Origin of the sequence: Aeromonas sp. 600479, from assembly GCF_049175515.1 — a bacterium.
Lineage (GTDB): Bacteria > Pseudomonadota > Gammaproteobacteria > Enterobacterales > Aeromonadaceae > Aeromonas > Aeromonas veronii_A.
In genome coordinates, this window is record NZ_JAAKVF010000014.1 from 1 (window position 1) to 15886 (window position 15886).

Genomic DNA, 15886 nt, shown 5'->3' on the forward strand with positions numbered 1-15886 from the left:
GTAGGTGAGCTCGCCTTTTTCAATCTGCTCGACCAGCGCCAGTTTAAAAGTCAGCGAGTAATCGCGCTGTGTCCGTTGCACACCTTGTCCCATCCGGTTCTCCATTTATTGGGAGGAAAGGTGTAAACCATATTCAGGACGGGACAGTCGGCACAAAAAAAGCGCCTCAGAGGAGGCGCGGGGAAAAGACAGATTGGAAGCGTCACATGGGTGCTACTTGAATCAGCGAATGAGCCGTGCCATTCAAGTATGGACCCATCATGCCAAGCTCAATCTGAAGTAGTTCTGAGGCGATTCTTCATTTTCTGTTCATCTTGTCAGCAAAGCGAGGCTACTGGCTGAAAGCCTTTTCATTTTGGCCACGATATTGTCCCGTTCCTCTCCGGGGCGGTCATCGTCTCATGGGGCCAACTCGAATGCTGTGCCTGCCTGTTCCAGTGCCAGCAACCAGCGCTTGATGGGAATGCCGCCAGCATAGCCGGTCAGCTCCCCGCTGCGACCGATCACCCGATGGCAGGGCACTATGATGCTCAGCGGATTGCGCCCATTGGCAGCGCCCACAGCCCGCACCGCCTTGGGATTGCCTATCGCCTGGGCAATCTCGAGATAGCTCACGGTCTCGCCATAGGGGATATCGCACAAAGCGTTCCATACCGTTTGCTGAAACGGGGTGCCCTTCGCTGCCATGGGCAGATCGAACTGCTGCAACTTTCCGGTGAAATAGGCGGTGAACTGGGCAAGATAGGGCGCCAGCGCCTTGTCATCCCGTTGCCAGTCAGCTTGCGGCATGACTGGTCGCTCCCCGTGCATGAACTCCACGTGGCGCAGACCATCCTGATCGATGGCGACCAGCAGGGGGCCGCGGGCGCTGTCGCAAAAACTGTATCTCATCGGCTGACATCCTTTGGGGGCTGGCTCAGTCCAGAACCGGTTTGCCGCGGGCGGATTTGATATCCCCCTTGCGCTTTTTGGCATCGACCCGTTTGCGCTGGGAGCTGCGGGTCGGCTTGGTGGCATGGCGAGCCTTGGGGCGCCAGGCTGCTTTCTTCAGCAACTCCACCAGACGGTTCATCGCCTCCTTGCGGTTCATGTCCTGGCTGCGATGGCTCTCGACCCGGATCAGGATAAAGCCATCGTGTACCCGGCTGTCGCTCAGCTTGTCGAGACCCTCCTTGTAGAGGGGCGTCAGGCTGGGAGAGTTGCGGTAATCGAAGCGCAGCCAGACGGCGGAGTCGGTCTTGTTGACGTGCTGTCCACCGTTGCCCTGTGCCCGCATGGTCTGAAATTGCAGCTCATGCCAGGGAATCGTGACGCTGTTGGAGATAACTAACATGCTGTTTTGCTCTTGTTTGGTGCATACCCGCTGACCGCTGCAGCATGGTGCCTCATTATGGGGCGTGCTGGCCGGTTATGGGGATGAGCCTGACGAATGGCGCCGGCATTAAACTCTATCTACATGAAATATAACAATAAAAATACTTGGCATAAGAATTGAAACCCGATTCATGACACACCATGGATTGGGAGCAACCAGATGAAGCTGATTAGTGCGATTATCAAACCGTTCAAGTTGGACGATGTCCGCGAGGCTATTGCCAACCTGGGGGTGGAAGGGCTGACCGTGTCCGAGGTCAAGGGATTTGGCCGCCAAAAGGGACACACCGAATTATACCGGGGAGCCGAGTATCAGGTCGACTTCCTGCCCAAGGTGAAGCTGGAGATTGCTACCGCCGATGATAACGTGGAAGGGGTGATCGAGGCGATCTGCAAGGCGGCCTATACCGGCAAGATCGGCGACGGCAAGATTTTTGTCTACGACTTGCTGCAAGCGGTGCGCATCCGCACCGGCGAGAGTGACGACGAGGCGCTGTGATGAACCGCATCCGTGACGTACAGATCTGTTGACCTCCCGACCTCGGGGCATCCCGATGGCGTGAGCGCTTATTGAAGCCTGATCAACATAACGTTTTGCTCAGGAGAGGCCGAATGGGATTCCATCCGGCCCTTTTCATTTATGGGCGATTAAATATGTGATGTGGCGACGGCGAGCTTTCTTGATCCGCTTATAAGATGTATGCAGAATGCAAACGGAAATCGTTATCACTATGTATAGCTAATCAAGGAATGGATGATGAAAATGAAGATGTTGGCACTGGCTTTCTCTGCGTTGGCAGCTCAGTCGGCATTGGCGGCCGGGGAAGTGAATGTCTACTCCAACCGGCAGGATGAGCTGATCAAGCCCATCATCCAGCAGTTCGAGAAGGAATCTGGCATCAAGGTGAACGTGGTGTTCGCCAAAGAGGGATTGAATGAGCGTCTGGAGCGGGAAGGCAAGCTCTCTCCGGCCGACCTGATGCTGACCGTCGATATCAGCCGTCTGACCGATCTGGTGGACAAGGGGCTGGTGCAGCCGGTAGACAGCAAGATCCTGCAGGAGAACATCCCCGCCATCTATCGTGATCCGGAGAATCGCTGGTTCGCCCTGACCACCCGGGTTCGCGCCATCTACTCCAGCAAGGATCGCCTCGGCAAGCTCGAGACCATCAGCTACGAAGACTTGGCCAAGCCTGAATTCAAAGGAAAAATCTGCACCCGCAGCGGCAAGCATGAGTACAATGTGGCGCTGGTCTCCTCCATGATTGCCCATCACGGCATGGCCGAGACCAAAACCTGGCTGGAAGGGGTCAAGGCCAACCTGGCGCGCAAGCCGCAGGGCAACGACCGGGATCAGGTCAAGGCGATCAAGGATGGTATCTGTGACGTGTCACTCGGCAACAGCTACTATCTGGGCGCCATGTTGAAAGATCCGGCGCAGAAGTCCTGGGCGGATGCGGTCTATATCAACTTCCCGAACCAGGCTGACCGCGGTGCCCACGTCAACGTGAGCGGCGTGGCCATGACCAAGTATGCCAAGAACAAGGCCGAGGCCCAGAAGCTGATGGAGTTTCTGGCTGGCGACACCGCCCAGCACATGTATGCGGACGTGAACGCCGAATATCCGGTCAAGGCCGGAGTCGAGCCTTCCGCCATGGTCAAGTCCTGGGGCAGTTTCAAGTCTGACGCACTACCGGTCAGCGATTACGCCAAGCACCGCAAGGACGCCTTGCAGTTGCTGGATGAAGTGAAGTTCGACTTGTAATCAGATGGGGCCAACGGCCCCATCAACATCTGTGGTCTCATGAAAAATTTTGGATGGATGACCGGCAGCTGGGCCATCGCCCTGCTGCTGGGTTTACCGGTTATAGCCCTGCTTTTCTCTGCCTTCTCGGCTGAGGGAGAGCTGTTTCGCCACCTCGCCGATACCGTGCTGCTCGATTATCTGGGCAATACCCTGGGGCTGGTGGTCGGCGTAGTATTGCTAAGCCTGCTATTTGGCGTGCCCACCGCCTGGCTGGTGGCCATGTGTCAGGTGCCGGGGCGCCGTGCCCTGCAATGGGCCTTGATGCTGCCGATGGCGATGCCCTCCTATATCGTCGCCTACGTCTATACCGACTTGCTCGACTACTCGGGCCCGCTACAGGCCGGGTTGCGAGCACTCTTTGGCTGGAACAGTCCTGCCGATTACTGGTTTCCGGCCATTCGCTCCCTTGGCGGCGCCGCCTGGGTGCTGGCGCTGGTGCTGTTCCCCTATGTCTATTTGCTGACCCGCGCCTCTTTTCTCGAGCAGTCAGTCAGCCTGATCCACTCCAGCCGCCTGCTCGGCTGTACCCCGTGGCAGAGCTTTCGCCGCCTCAGTCTGCCGCTGGCGCGCCCCGCCATCATGGTGGCGGTATCGCTGGTGGCGATGGAGACCTTGGCCGACTTTGCCACCGTCCACTTTTTTGCCATCAACACCCTGACCACGGCGGTCTACGACACCTGGCTTGGCTATGGCAGTCTGGCCACCGCGGCCAAACTCTCCTGCCTGATGCTGCTGGCTGTGGTGCTGCTGATCGCGCTGGAGCGCCGCTCGCGCAGTCGGCAGCAGGTGTTCCAGAAGTCCATGGGCCATGAGCAGCCGCTGCGCTATCCGCTCAAGGGGATTGGCCGTTGGTTGGCCTGTCTCTGGTGCTGGGGGCTGGTGCTGGCCGGTTTTGGTCTGCCATTCGTCATCCTGCTCGATTACGGCGTGCGTTACTTCGAGTTGTCGTGGACGCCGGAGTTCGTCCGCTTCGCCGGCAACAGCTTGGCTATCTCGGCGCTGACAGCTCTGCTGGCGATGGGGATTGCCCTGTTGCTAGGCTTCTTCCGCCGCCTCGATGGCGGGATAAAGAGTCTGTTGCCCCTGCGCATCGCCGCCATGGGCTACGCCATGCCGGGTACTGTGCTGGCCATCGGGGTGCTGGTGCCGCTCACCGCCCTCGATTTTGCCATCAACGATCTCGCCGAGTGGTTGGGGCGTCAGGGGCCGGGGCTACTGCTGACCGGCACCATCACCGCTATCGTGTTCGGCTATCTGGTGCGCTTCGTGGCCATCGCCATCGGCTCGGTGGAGAGCAGCATGGGCAAGATCTCCCCCAGTCTCGACATGGCTGCCCGCTCCCTGGGACAGGGGGATGGCGGCATGCTGCGCCGGGTCCATCTGCCGCTGGTGCGCCGTGGTCTGTTTGCCGGTGCCATGCTGGTATTCATCGAATCCATGAAGGAGCTGCCCGCCGCTTTGCTGCTGCGGCCGTTCAACTTCGATACTCTGGCGACCCACGTCTACCAGTTCGTCTCGGATGAGATGCTGGAGCGCGGCGCGCTGGGGGCCATCGTTATCGTGCTGGTGGGACTGTTGCCGCTGATCTGGGTCAACCGCAGTCTGGACAGTCCGGGTCACTGAGTCGCCGCGTCGGCCAATGAAATTGCATGCGGTGCGCTGAAAAAGGCCGCGCACCGCCAGAAACGAGAGGAAGTCAGCCTTGTCCTGTTTGCAGGTTGAAAATGTCAGCTGCCGTTACAACGGCCGCAATGTGCTGGAACAGCTCTCCCTGACGGTGGCAGACAACGAGATCGTCTGCCTGCTGGGAGCCAGTGGCTGCGGCAAAACCACGTTGCTCAAGGCTATCGCCGGCTTGCTGCCGTTGGCAGAGGGCTCGATTCGCCTCGGTGATACCCTGCTCGACGGGCCGAGTGCCAGCATGCCGCCCGAGGCGCGTAACATCGGCATGATCTTTCAGGATTACGCCCTCTTTCCCCACCTGACGGTGGCCGACAATGTCGGCTTTGGCCTGACCAAACTCGATCGCCGCGCCCGCCAACAGCAGGTGGACGAGGCGCTGGCGCTGGTCAATCTGCAGGGACTGGGGGATCGCTATCCGCACCAGCTCTCCGGTGGTCAGCAGCAGCGGGTAGCCATCGCCCGGGCGCTGGTGTGCAAGCCGCGGCTGATGCTGCTGGATGAGCCCTTCTCCAACATCGACACCCAGGTGCGGATGAAGCTGATCCTCGAGATCCGCGCCCTGCTCAAGCAGCAAGGGATTGGCGCCATCTTCGTCAGCCACAGCAAGGAGGAGGCGTTTGCCTTCGCCGATCGGCTTGCGCTGTTTCGCGCCGGTCATATCGAGCAGGTAGGCCAGCCGGAGCAGCTCTATCGCCGCCCGCAAAACCGCTTCGTGGCGGAGTTTCTCGGCGGGGTCAACTATCTGGCTGCCGAGGTGGTGGACAGCCACTGCGTGCAGACGGCACTCGGGGTCATTTGTGGCAGCGAGCCTCATGGCCGCGCGGTGGGTGAGCAGTTGCAGCTGATGCTCCGCCCCCAGCAACTGCTGCTGGAGAGCGCCGCAGATGGGGAGCTCAAGGTGGTGGAGCAGCAGTTCCTCGGCCACCACTGCCGGGTGCTGTTCGAGTGTGGCGATCTGCAGCTTGAGGCGAGCATTGGCGAGCCTCTTGATGGGATGCGGGCACGAATCAAGGTTGCCCCCCATGGGCTGGTGTTGTTTGACCCTTTGCCCTGAACGCGTGATATCGTCGTGAAATCAAAGAACTGGATCCACTCTGGTTTATAATCGCGCAACGCAAATAGCCCGTAACGCTAACGCCTACTCAGGGGAGAGATATATGAAAGCCCAAGCCGGGATCTGCGCAGAGCCGAATCTGCACGCCCTCTATCTGATGTTCAATCGTACCGGTGATGCCGCCGAACTGGTCGGCCGTCTGGCCAAACTGCCCGCCCTGTGGCAGGCGGTCGCCGCCGATTTCCCCGATGCCGGTTTCAGCGGTCTGGTTGCCGTTGGCGCCGATGCCTGGGATGGTCTCTACCCTGCCGCCCGTCCGCCCCAGTTCCGCAGCTTTATGGCGCAATCCGCCAACCGTCAGGAAGCCCCCAACACCCCGTTTGATCTCTTTATTCAGCTGCGCGCCGATCGGGTGGATGTGCTGCACCACGCCGGTCACCGTGTGATGGCACTGCTGGCCGGACTGGTCGAGCTGGCCGAAGAGGTGCGCGGTTTCCGCAACCTGGATTGCCGTGACCTGACCGGTTTCGTTGATGGCACCGAGAACCCGCAGGATGAACACCGTGCCGAAGTGGCGCTGGTGGCCGATGGCGAGTTTGCCGGTGGCTCCTACATTCACGTCCAGCGCTGGGTACACGCCATGAGCGACTGGGAGAAGCTGGCGCAGAAAGAACAGGAAGACATTATCGGTCGCACCAAGCCCGACAACATCGAGTATGAGTCTGCTGCCAAGCCGCTGACCGCCCACATCAAGCGGGTCAACCTCAAGACGCCGAAAGGGGAGTCCATGGAGATCCTGCGCCAGAGCATGCCCTGGGGCACCATGACCGAGCAGGGGCTCTACTTCATCTCCTGCTGCCGCACTCCGCAGCACTTCAACGCCATGCTGGCCAGCATGTACAAGGGGGAGGGCAGCCACTTCGACCATCTGCTGCGCTTCACCAAGGCAGTGACCGGCGCGGCTTTCTTCGCCCCATCGGAAGGTTTTCTGATGGCGCAGGGCAAATAAGCCCGCCTGACGAAGACTCAGAAAACAAAAATCCCGGCCTTGGCCGGGATTTTTCGTTCTGGCGTGACCGCTATGATGCGGTAGCGGCCATTACGGCGTCTGTTCAAACAATTCGAGGGCGGAGAGGTAGAGCTCTTCGATATCGGTGTCGCTGGTCGGGGTGATGAAGATAGTGTCATCACCGGCGATGGTGCCGAGGATCCCCTCTGCCTTGCCGAGGGAGTCGAGCAGGCGGGCGATCAGCTGGGCTGCGCCCGGGCTGGTGTGGATCACCACCAGTGCGCCGTTGTGATCGACGTCCAGCACCAGATTCTTGAGCGGGCTGGAGGTGGTGGGCACGCCCAGTTCCACTGGCAGGCAGTAGACCATCTCCATCTTGGCATTGCGAGTGCGAACGGCGCCGAAGCGGCTCAGCATGCGCGATACCTTGGACTGGTTGATGTTCTCGAAGCCCAGCTCTTGCAGGGCGGTGACGATTTCTGCCTGGGAGCCAAAGCGCTCTTCTTTCAGCAAGGCTTTAAAGGCCTTGGCCAGTTTTTCTTGCTTGTCGTTGTGTTTCATCTTGGTCTCACGAATGAGGAGGTGTGGCGGCCTGTGCGATACAGGCGGCAGATACGAACAGCGGGGCCATTTTGCATTCATATGCCGTTTTTTGCAAGGAAGCGGCGCTTGTTCTGCATATTGATTCAAAAATGGCTTGCATCAACCTTTATTAGGGATAGAATCGGGATGAAATTTTGAAAACTTATTCAATTGGGCTGTATGGGTATTGAATTAATAGGTATCGAGAAGTCCTGGCACAAGGTGCCGGTTCTGCAACAGGTCAGCTTTCGGACATCTCCCGGTGAAACCTTGGTGTTGCTGGGCCCGAGCGGTGCTGGCAAGAGTTCTCTGCTACGGATGATGAACCTGCTGGATACCCCGGATGCGGGTGTTCTGCGGATTGGTGAAAGTGAATTTTCTTTCCCGAACTCCCTCTCTGCTGCCGAATTCAACCGCCAGTCCCAACTGCTGCGTCGCAAGGTGGGGATGGTGTTCCAGCAGTACAATCTCTGGCCACATCTCACTGTGATGGAGAATCTGATTGAAGCGCCGGTCAAGGTGCTCGGCATGAGCAAGGAGGCCGCCATCGAGAAGGGGGCCTATCTGCTGGCCCAGTTGCAGCTGGCCGACAAGCGCGATGCCTGGCCTGCCCGTCTCTCCGGCGGTCAGCAGCAGCGGGTGGCCATTGCCCGTACCCTGATGATGGACCCGGAAGTGCTGCTGTTTGACGAGCCGACCGCCGCGCTGGATCCCGAGATCACCAAAGAGGTGGCCGAGATCATCCGCAACCTGAGCCAGACCGGCATTACCCAGGTGGTGGTGACCCACGAGGTCGACTTTGCCCGCAAGGTGGCCAGCCAGGTGATTTATCTGGAGAAGGGGCGGATCATCGAATCCGGCACCGCCGCCATTTTCCAATCCCCGCAAACCAGCCGGTTTGCCGAATTCTTGATGCATTGATATTGAATCGATAAGGAAGCTGTCATGAAAAAGAGTCTGTTGTTGGTTGCTGCCATGGGCCTATTGAGTACCTCCGTCATGGCCAAAGAGATCAAGTTCGTCACCGAGGCCACCTACGCACCGTTCGAATACCTGGATGACAAGAACGAGTTTCAGGGTTTTGACATCGATCTGGCGCGCGCCATCTGCGAGCAGGCCAAGCTGGAGTGCAGCTTCCACAACCAGGCCTTTGACAGCCTGATCCCCAGCCTCAAATTCCGTCGCTACGATGCCGCCATCGCCGCCATGGACGTGACCCCTGAGCGGGCCGCTCAGGTCGATTTCTCTGACATCTACTACGAGAACTCGGCCGTATTCGTCGCCAAGAAAGGGGCCTTCAAGGGGCCGGAAGAGATGGTCGACAAGACAGTCGGCGTGCAGAACGGTACCTCTCACCAGTCCTATCTGGTTGATAACTGGGTGAGCAAGGGTCTGCTGACCGTGCCGTACGCCAGCTACCAGAGCGCCTTCCTCGACATGATGAATGGCCGTACCGACGGTGTCTTTGCCGATACCGCCGTTGCTGCCGACTGGCTGAAGCAGCACAAGGAGTATGCGGTGGTGGGTGCGCCGGTGACGGATGCCAAGTACTTCGGTACCGGCTTTGGCATCGCGGTCGCCAAGGGCAATCAGGAGCTGCTGACCCAGCTGAACAAGGGGCTGGCCGAAATCAAGGCCAACGGCACCTATCAGAAAATCTTCGACAAATACTTCGCGCAGTAAGCCATGTTGAGCCTGTTGTTGGATGCAGCCTGGATGACCCTCGGGCTGGCCTTGGCATCACTGGTCGGGGGCATGGTATTGGCACTGGCGTTCAGTGCCGCCGAGCTCAGCAAGCAGCGTGCATTGGTGTGGCCAGTGGCCACCCTGACCACGCTGATCCGTGGCCTGCCCGAGTTGCTGGTGGTGCTGTTCATCTACTTCGGCTCGACCCAGGTGTTGTTCCTCATCACTGGCGAGTATGTGGAGTTCAGCCCGTTCGCCTGTGGCGTGCTGGCGCTCTCCCTGCTGTTCGCCAGCTATGCGACCCAGACCCTGCGGGCGGCGCTCAATGCGGTGCCTTCAGGTCAACGGTTGGCGGCGCTGGCGTTGGGGCTTGGCAAGAGCCACATCTTCTTTCGCATCGTGTTGCCGCAGGCGTGGCGTCATGCCTTGCCGGGCCTCGGCAACCAGTGGCTGGTATTGCTGAAAGATACCGCGCTGGTGTCGCTTATCGGGGTGAACGAGATGATGCGTCAGGCGCAGATGGCCTCGGCCAGTACCTATGAGCCGTTCACCTGGTATGCCGCCGCCGCCCTCATCTATCTGGCCATCAGTCTGGTGAGTGAATATGGCCTCGGGCTGGCTGCCCGCTACACCCGCCGCTACGGAGGCTAACTGATGCAAGAGTATCTCGTTACGTTGCTGGGCGGTCTGGTCACCACGCTGGAGCTGACCCTGTTCAGCCTGCTGCTGGGGATTGTGCTGGCGGCCCTGATGACCTGGGTGCTGGAGTTGCGCCTGCCGGTAGCGACCCAGCTGGTGCAGCTGTGGGTGCTGCTCTTTACCGGTACGCCGCTGCTCATTCAGATCTTCCTGATTTACTACGGGCCGGGCCAGTTCGAGTGGCTGAAAGCCAGCCTGCTCTGGCCGCTGCTCAAGCAGCCCTGGTTCTGCGCCGTGCTGGCGCTGGGTCTCAATACGGCGGCCTACTCCACCCGGTTGTTCAAGGGGGCGCTCGATGCCATCCCGGCCGGTGAGGTGGAGGCGTGTCGTGCGCTTGGCTTTAACGGCCGCCAGACCTTGTGGATGAAGGTGCGCCACGCCGCCCGTCATCTGGTGCCTGCCTACTCCAACGAGGTGATCCTGGTGCTCAAGGGGAGCTCCCTCGCCAGTACCATCACCATCATGGACATCATGGGGCTGGCGCAGGGGTTGAACGCCCAGACCTACGATACCCTGGCGGTGTTCGGGGTGGCTGGCGGGCTTTATCTGGCGATGAACGGATTGTTAACAATTGGTTTTCGCTGGTGTGAAAAACGGGCGCTGGCATTCCAATCCTGAGACCCTCAGATCTACCTCTTTATGGTAAGGAGAAGTGCAGAAAAACTGTGCTTCTCCTCCAACTTTTTGTATTTCCCTCCAATTTTTGCTCCCGCATGTTTCGTGGCTCACAGAACCCGTGACTGCAACTGTTATCAGATTGTTTTTTATGGGGGGATCCATTAAGGTTGGGCGCACAACAACAAACAACCTTAAACCTACGCTTAAACATGGAGTTGATCATGAAAGTTGCCGTTCTGGGTGCCGCTGGTGGCATCGGTCAAGCCCTCGCTCTGCTGTTGAAAAACCGTCTGCCGGCTGGCTCCGAGCTGAGCCTGTATGACATCGCCCCGGTTACTCCGGGTGTGGCCGTTGACCTCAGTCATATTCCTACCGACGTCGCCATCAAGGGCTTCTGCGGTGAAGATCCGACTCCTGCGCTGGTTGGGGCCGATGTGGTGCTGATCTCCGCCGGTGTGGCACGCAAGCCGGGGATGGATCGCTCCGACCTGTTCAATATCAACGCCGGTATCGTCAAGAATCTGGTCGAGAAGTGCGCGGCCACTTGCCCGAAAGCACTGATCGGCATCATCACCAACCCGGTCAACACCACCGTTGCCATCGCCGCCGAAGTGCTGAAGAAAGCCGGTGTCTATGACAAGCGTCGCCTGTTCGGTGTCACCACCCTGGACGTGATCCGCGCCGAGACCTTCGTGGCCGCTGCCAAAGGGTTGAACATCGACAAGGTACGCGTCAACGTGATCGGTGGTCACAGTGGCGTCACCATCCTGCCGCTGCTCTCCCAGATTGAAGGCGCTTCCTTCACCGCTGAAGAAGTGGCAGCCATGACCAAGCGCATCCAGAATGCCGGTACCGAAGTGGTGGAAGCCAAAGCCGGTGGCGGTTCTGCGACCCTCTCCATGGGTCAGGCGGCTTGCCGTTTCGGTCTCTCCCTCATCAAGGGTCTGCAGGGCGAAGCCAACGTTGTTGAGTGCGCCTACGTTGAAGGCAACGGCGAGCACGCCACCTTCTTCGCACAGCCGGTACTGCTGGGCAAGAATGGCGTCGAAACCGTACTGGATTACGGCAAGCTGAGCGCGTTCGAGCAGGAAGCGATGGAAGGCATGCTGGCTACCCTGAAAGCCGATATCCAGCTGGGTGTCGATTTCGTCAAGTAAGCGGGTCAACCGTGCCAACAAGGGAGCTTCGGCTCCCTTTTGTATTGATGAGATCCGCCCGGCAGGCTAAGGGGATGGGGCTTGGTGCCGATAACAGAGTGCAGCAGGAGATCCTTATGATGAAACCCCTTACCCTTCTCATTCTTGTCGGTACATTCACCGCGCCCCTCTATGGTGCCGAGGCGGTATCGGCTGCCGTATCGAGCGATGTGCCTGCAGCAAGTGCATCGGCACCGACAGCAAGCAGTGCTGCGGTGTCAACGGCCCCTGTCTCTGCTGCTACGCCAGCGCCCTCTGAGGCAGTCCCCGTCTTGCTCCCGGCCGAGCCGGTCACCCCCGTTGCCAGCAGTGGCGAGGGGGCCGCGCCGCTGCCAAAACCGGTGGAACCTGCTGCTGTGGTGGCGCCTCCCGCACCTCTGGCCGCTGGCGAGTTGCAGGCGGTGCCACTCTATCGTCAGGACGAGTTGCTCAACTGGATTGAGCAGGGGCGTCACCTCACTCAGGTGAAGCAGGATCGCTGTCAGCTGACTCAGGATATCGAAGCGCGCGCCTCGGTGATGAAGATCCCGGCCTATCAATTCCTCTGGGGGGATATGCTGGCGTGGGGTGTCTGTACCAAATCCAATGCCGAACTCGGGGTGCAATATATGTGGGAGGCGGCCAATCAGGGGTTGGCGCCAGCGCTGGAGCAGCTGGGGCGCTACTACTGGAAAGGAACTTTGGTGCAGAAGGATTTGGTGCGAGCCGAAACTCTGATGCGCGAGGCGGCCAGCCTCGGTTTTCTGCGGGCTCGCATCGAGTGGGTCGAGATGCTGTTGCAGGGGATGGGCAGTCCGCTTGATTATGAGGACGCCTATCGCTGGCTCCATGGCTCCGTCATAGGTGACAAGGCGCAGCACCAGAAGGCGGCGAGTCTGCTCAGCCGTCTTGGCAACCGGATGCCGGCCAACGTGGTGGCCCGCGCCAAGGCGATGCACTGATCCAAAAAAATGACCCACAGATCTGCACCTGTGGGTCCGGTTCCAGCCGCCGTGCCATGACAAGCCGGAACCTCCCTCTGTTATATGGCTGCCTGCGCCTTAGAGATCTTGGTGGGGGCCAAAAACTTCGTAATGGAGCTGCCCGGCTGACACCCCAGCCGCCAGCAGCTGCCGCTTGATCTCTTGCATGAAGCCGACAGGGCCACAGAAGTAGTAGTGGGCCTGCGGCGTGATGCGCTCTTTCACGGCAGTCAGATCCATGGTGCCGGCCAGGTCATAATCTTCACCCTGTACATCGCTGGCCTCCGGCTCCCGATACCAGACCCGGCTCAGCAAGTTGGGATGCTGGCGGGATTTTTGCTGAATATCCTCCCGGAAGGCGTGTACAGCGCCCTGTTCGCAGGCGTGCAGCCAGGTGATCTCGGCCTGATGAGCACTCTCCAGCAGCTGGTTGAGCATGCTCATCATCGGCGTCACGCCGACACCGGCTGAGAGCAGTACCACCGGGGTCTGGCTGTCGGCTTTCAGGTAGAAATCGCCGGTAGGAGGCATCACCTCGATCTTGTCACCCGCCTGCAGGTGATCGTGCAGCAGGTTGGAGACCTGACCCTGCGGCTCACGCTTGACGCTGATGCGGTAATCCTGCCCGTTGGGGGCATCGGAGAGGGAGTACTGGCGGATCTCCTGATATTCCAGCTCGGGGTGAACCAGCTTGATGCTGAGGTATTGGCCCGGTTTGAAGGTCAGTACCGGCTTGCCATCTTCCGGTGCCAGCAGGAAGGAGGTGATGAGGTCGCTCTCGGCTCGCTTCTCCTTGATGATGAAGGTGCGGGTACCTTGCCAGCCGCCATCCTGATTGGCCTTCTCCTGATAGATCTCCCGCTCGCGGCCGATGAAGATGTCTGCCAGCACGCCATACGCCTTGCCCCATGCCTCCAGCACCTCGTCGGTGACCGCACTTCCGCCCAATTCTTTGAGCGTGGCCAAGAGATGACTACCTACAATGTGATATTGTTCTGGCTGGATCAGGAATCCGGTATGTTTGTGCGCAATCCGCTCGACCGCACCGGCGAGCGCTCCCAGATTGTCGATATTCTTTGCATACGCGGCGACTGCATTGAACAGGGCCAGCGGCTGGCCGCCACTGCGTTGGTGGGCCAGGTTGAAGATATCTTTCAGCTCCGGGTTATGGCTGAACATCCGTTGGTAGAAGTGCTGGGTGAGGGCAGGACCTGCCGATTCGAGCAGCGGAATGGTGCTTTTGATGACGGCAACGGTGGTTTGATCTAGCATAGGGGCCTCGTTCTAATTGAACATATAAAATGTCATTTAATAAGTGGCATCCTAGATGTTTATTTGATTTGAATCAATACTCCACTTTTCGCATCGCGCTAATCAGGTTTTATGAGACTAACCAGTTATACAGATTTCGGATTGAGAGCCCTGCTCTATCTTGCCACCCTGCCGGAAGGGGAGTTGTCGAGCGTTGCCAAGGTATCAGCCCTGTATGGTGTTTCCCGCAACCACATGGTGAAGGTGGTCAATCAGCTGGTGAAGCTGGGCTATCTGCAATCCCAGCGGGGCAAGAATGGCGGTATTCGCATGGCTTGCGATCCCGCTACCATCAATATCGGGCAGGTGATAAGGGCGCTGGAAGGCAATCTGGACGGCATTGACTGCGGCTCGCCCGCTTGCCACATCGTCTCTGTCTGTCTGCTCAAGAGTGCGCTGAAAGAGGCGATGGATGCGTTTCTGGCGGTGATGGACAGCTATACGCTGCAAGACCTGCTGGCCAACCGTGACGAGCTGCAACGGGTCTTCGGCGAGTTGATCCCGACGCTGGTGCTGGAGCCGGATGATGAAGATGAACAGTGACGATGAGCAATAGAAAAGGGCTGCCACTGGCAGCCCTTTTTCAATCTTGCGAATCCGATTCCGCCCGGTACGATGCCGGCATAATCCGCGCCATCTTGACCATGTTGTTCTCCACATCGAGGATCTCGATAGGATAACCGGCCAGCCGGATCCCGATGTTGGGCTGGGGGATCTCCTCCAGATATTCGAGGATCAGGCCGTTGAGGGTACGCGGGCCGTCGATGGGCAGATGCCAGTTCATCTCCTTGTTCAGCTCACGAATATTGGCTGAGCCTTCGACCAGATAAGAACCATCTGACTGGGGGTGGATCTCGTCGCTCGGCGCTGGCGTCATGGAGGTGGTAAAGTCGCCCACGATCTCTTCCAGAATATCGTCCAGAGTGATTAGCCCCTGAATGTCGCCGTATTCGTCGACGATCAGGCCAATTCGCTCCTTGTTGCGCTGGAATTTGGCCAGCTGCACGTTGAGCGGCGTTCCTTCCGGAATGAAGTAGATCTCGTCCACTTCCCGCAACAGGCTCGATTTGTTGAACTGGTCCCTGGCTACCAGCCGCAGGGCATCGCGTGCGTGTAAAAATCCGACAACGTCGTCGATATTGTCGCGATAGAGCAGGATTTTGGTGTGAGCGCAGTGGGCCAGCTGGCGCTGGATGCTCTTCCAGTCATCGTTGATGTCGATGGCGTAGATATCGCTGCGTGGCACCATGATGTCCTCGACCAGCATCTTGTCGAGATCCAGAATGCTCAACAGCATCTCCTGATGACGCTGGGGGATCAGGTTACCCGCCTCATTGACTATGGTGCGCAGCTCCTCGGTGTTGAGGGAGTCATCCTTGTTGGGATTGATCTTCAGCATCTTGAGCAGGCCGCTGGTGATGCCGTTGATCAGCCAGACCAGCGGTGAGAGCGGCACCATCAGCCCCTTGAGGATCCAGGAGGCGGGATAGGCGATCTTCTCCGGAAACATGGCGGCCAGGGTCTTGGGGGTCACTTCACCGAATACCAGTACCACCAGGGTCAGCCCGAAGGTGGCGATGGCGACCCCGAGATCACCAAACAGCCGGATACAGACGATGGTGGCGATGGCGGAGGCGAGGATATTGACCAGATTATTGCCGATCAGGATCAGTCCCAGCAGGCGATCGGGGCGGGCGAGCAGTTGCTCGACGCGACGTGCGGCTTTGTGTTTGGTCTGTGCCAAGTGCCGCAGCTTGTAGCGGTTGATGGACATCAGGCCGGTTTCGGCACTGGAGAAAAAGGCGGAAAGAAGGATCAAGATAACGAGAACAATCAGTAATGTACTCGTTGAGATGCTGTCCAAAAAGGGCTCCTGTTGGATGGTATGGCTAAAAGAGTATAGGT

Annotated in this window: 17 protein-coding genes; 12 read left to right on the forward strand and 5 right to left on the reverse strand. The window is 58.9% G+C overall.

Going from position 1 to position 15886, the window contains the following annotated elements; all coding sequences use genetic code 11:
• Positions 1 to 399: 399 nt before the first annotated feature.
• Positions 400 to 891, reverse strand: coding sequence for a methylated-DNA--[protein]-cysteine S-methyltransferase (locus G5149_RS14610; RefSeq protein WP_319919514.1), 492 nt, complete (start codon positions 889 to 891; stop codon positions 400 to 402).
• A gap of 25 nt (positions 892 to 916) precedes the next feature.
• Positions 917 to 1333 carry an alternative ribosome rescue aminoacyl-tRNA hydrolase ArfB gene (gene arfB, locus G5149_RS14615; RefSeq protein ID WP_139430011.1) on the reverse strand — a complete coding sequence of 139 codons (417 nt, stop codon included), beginning with the start codon at positions 1331 to 1333 and terminating at the stop codon, positions 917 to 919.
• Positions 1334 to 1534: 201 nt separating this feature from the next.
• Between arfB and glnK the strand changes: the two genes are divergently transcribed.
• From glnK to G5149_RS14640, 5 genes are all read left to right on the forward strand, one after another.
• Positions 1535 to 1873, forward strand: coding sequence for a P-II family nitrogen regulator (gene glnK, locus G5149_RS14620; RefSeq protein WP_005341406.1), 339 nt, complete (start codon positions 1535 to 1537; stop codon positions 1871 to 1873).
• 258 nt (positions 1874 to 2131) lie between these two features.
• Positions 2132 to 3139 (forward strand): Fe(3+) ABC transporter substrate-binding protein, encoded by a 1008-nt coding sequence (locus G5149_RS14625; protein WP_021230948.1) that lies wholly within the window; start codon positions 2132 to 2134, stop codon positions 3137 to 3139.
• A 39-nt stretch (positions 3140 to 3178) separates the two neighbouring features.
• Complete coding sequence (locus G5149_RS14630) at positions 3179 to 4804, forward strand: ABC transporter permease (protein ID WP_236376005.1); 1626 nt, start codon at positions 3179 to 3181, stop codon at positions 4802 to 4804.
• A 79-nt stretch (positions 4805 to 4883) separates the two neighbouring features.
• Positions 4884 to 5918 carry an ABC transporter ATP-binding protein gene (locus tag G5149_RS14635; protein ID WP_421212779.1) on the forward strand — a complete coding sequence of 345 codons (1035 nt, stop codon included), beginning with the start codon at positions 4884 to 4886 and terminating at the stop codon, positions 5916 to 5918.
• Between the two features lie 103 nt (positions 5919 to 6021).
• Positions 6022 to 6927, forward strand: a complete 906-nt coding sequence (locus tag G5149_RS14640; RefSeq protein WP_421212781.1) for a Dyp-type peroxidase — start codon at positions 6022 to 6024, stop codon at positions 6925 to 6927.
• Between the two features lie 90 nt (positions 6928 to 7017).
• On the opposite strand, the gene argR is transcribed toward G5149_RS14640, so the two are convergent.
• On the reverse strand, positions 7018 to 7488 hold the full coding sequence (argR, locus tag G5149_RS14645) for a transcriptional regulator ArgR (protein WP_005340378.1): 471 nt from the start codon (positions 7486 to 7488) through the stop codon (positions 7018 to 7020).
• A gap of 201 nt (positions 7489 to 7689) precedes the next feature.
• On the opposite strand from argR, the gene G5149_RS14650 reads away from it, so the two are divergent.
• The 6 genes from G5149_RS14650 (at position 7690) to G5149_RS14675 (ending at position 12649) form a co-directional block, all read left to right on the forward strand.
• The gene (locus G5149_RS14650) at positions 7690 to 8430 is read left to right on the forward strand and encodes an ATP-binding cassette domain-containing protein (protein ID WP_005357971.1); all 741 of its coding nucleotides are present in this window, start codon (positions 7690 to 7692) and stop codon (positions 8428 to 8430) included.
• A gap of 24 nt (positions 8431 to 8454) precedes the next feature.
• Positions 8455 to 9192 carry a transporter substrate-binding domain-containing protein gene (locus G5149_RS14655; protein WP_421212783.1) on the forward strand — a complete coding sequence of 246 codons (738 nt, stop codon included), beginning with the start codon at positions 8455 to 8457 and terminating at the stop codon, positions 9190 to 9192.
• Positions 9193 to 9195: 3 nt separating this feature from the next.
• Positions 9196 to 9846 (forward strand): arginine ABC transporter permease ArtQ, encoded by a 651-nt coding sequence (gene artQ / locus G5149_RS14660; RefSeq protein ID WP_033114055.1) that lies wholly within the window; start codon positions 9196 to 9198, stop codon positions 9844 to 9846.
• Positions 9847 to 9849: 3 nt separating this feature from the next.
• A complete protein-coding gene (artM, locus tag G5149_RS14665; RefSeq protein ID WP_421212785.1) occupies positions 9850 to 10512 on the forward strand; it encodes an arginine ABC transporter permease ArtM in 663 nt (220 codons plus the stop codon).
• 221 nt (positions 10513 to 10733) lie between these two features.
• The gene (gene mdh, locus G5149_RS14670; RefSeq protein WP_005340384.1) at positions 10734 to 11669 is read left to right on the forward strand and encodes a malate dehydrogenase; all 936 of its coding nucleotides are present in this window, start codon (positions 10734 to 10736) and stop codon (positions 11667 to 11669) included.
• A 395-nt stretch (positions 11670 to 12064) separates the two neighbouring features.
• On the forward strand, positions 12065 to 12649 hold the full coding sequence (locus G5149_RS14675) for a tetratricopeptide repeat protein (protein ID WP_421212839.1): 585 nt from the start codon (positions 12065 to 12067) through the stop codon (positions 12647 to 12649).
• A gap of 99 nt (positions 12650 to 12748) precedes the next feature.
• Here G5149_RS14675 and hmpA read toward each other — a convergent pair whose 3' ends face one another.
• Positions 12749 to 13942 carry an NO-inducible flavohemoprotein gene (hmpA, locus tag G5149_RS14680; protein ID WP_421212787.1) on the reverse strand — a complete coding sequence of 398 codons (1194 nt, stop codon included), beginning with the start codon at positions 13940 to 13942 and terminating at the stop codon, positions 12749 to 12751.
• Positions 13943 to 14053: 111 nt separating this feature from the next.
• Here hmpA and G5149_RS14685 point away from each other — a divergent pair, with 111 nt between their 5' ends.
• Complete coding sequence (locus G5149_RS14685; RefSeq protein WP_005340388.1) at positions 14054 to 14524, forward strand: Rrf2 family transcriptional regulator; 471 nt, start codon at positions 14054 to 14056, stop codon at positions 14522 to 14524.
• A gap of 40 nt (positions 14525 to 14564) precedes the next feature.
• Here the strand turns inward: G5149_RS14685 and G5149_RS14690 are convergent, their stop codons facing one another.
• Positions 14565 to 15845 carry an HlyC/CorC family transporter gene (locus G5149_RS14690; protein ID WP_005348906.1) on the reverse strand — a complete coding sequence of 427 codons (1281 nt, stop codon included), beginning with the start codon at positions 15843 to 15845 and terminating at the stop codon, positions 14565 to 14567.
• Positions 15846 to 15886: the final 41 nt, after the last annotated feature.

Coding starts and splice junctions, on each gene's coding strand:
- G5149_RS14640 (WP_421212781.1), top strand. CDS start 6,022: ATGAAAGCCCAAGCCGGGATCTGCGCAGAGCCGAATCTGCACGCCCTC.
- argR (WP_005340378.1), bottom strand. CDS start 7,488: ATGAAACACAACGACAAGCAAGAAAAACTGGCCAAGGCCTTTAAAGCC.
- G5149_RS14610 (WP_319919514.1), bottom strand. CDS start 891: ATGAGATACAGTTTTTGCGACAGCGCCCGCGGCCCCCTGCTGGTCGCC.
- hmpA (WP_421212787.1), bottom strand. CDS start 13,942: ATGCTAGATCAAACCACCGTTGCCGTCATCAAAAGCACCATTCCGCTG.
- artQ (WP_033114055.1), top strand. CDS start 9,196: ATGTTGAGCCTGTTGTTGGATGCAGCCTGGATGACCCTCGGGCTGGCC.
- G5149_RS14685 (WP_005340388.1), top strand. CDS start 14,054: ATGAGACTAACCAGTTATACAGATTTCGGATTGAGAGCCCTGCTCTAT.
- G5149_RS14655 (WP_421212783.1), top strand. CDS start 8,455: ATGAAAAAGAGTCTGTTGTTGGTTGCTGCCATGGGCCTATTGAGTACC.
- mdh (WP_005340384.1), top strand. CDS start 10,734: ATGAAAGTTGCCGTTCTGGGTGCCGCTGGTGGCATCGGTCAAGCCCTC.
- G5149_RS14630 (WP_236376005.1), top strand. CDS start 3,179: ATGAAAAATTTTGGATGGATGACCGGCAGCTGGGCCATCGCCCTGCTG.
- glnK (WP_005341406.1), top strand. CDS start 1,535: ATGAAGCTGATTAGTGCGATTATCAAACCGTTCAAGTTGGACGATGTC.
- G5149_RS14625 (WP_021230948.1), top strand. CDS start 2,132: ATGAAAATGAAGATGTTGGCACTGGCTTTCTCTGCGTTGGCAGCTCAG.
- artM (WP_421212785.1), top strand. CDS start 9,850: ATGCAAGAGTATCTCGTTACGTTGCTGGGCGGTCTGGTCACCACGCTG.
- arfB (WP_139430011.1), bottom strand. CDS start 1,333: ATGTTAGTTATCTCCAACAGCGTCACGATTCCCTGGCATGAGCTGCAA.
- G5149_RS14650 (WP_005357971.1), top strand. CDS start 7,690: ATGGGTATTGAATTAATAGGTATCGAGAAGTCCTGGCACAAGGTGCCG.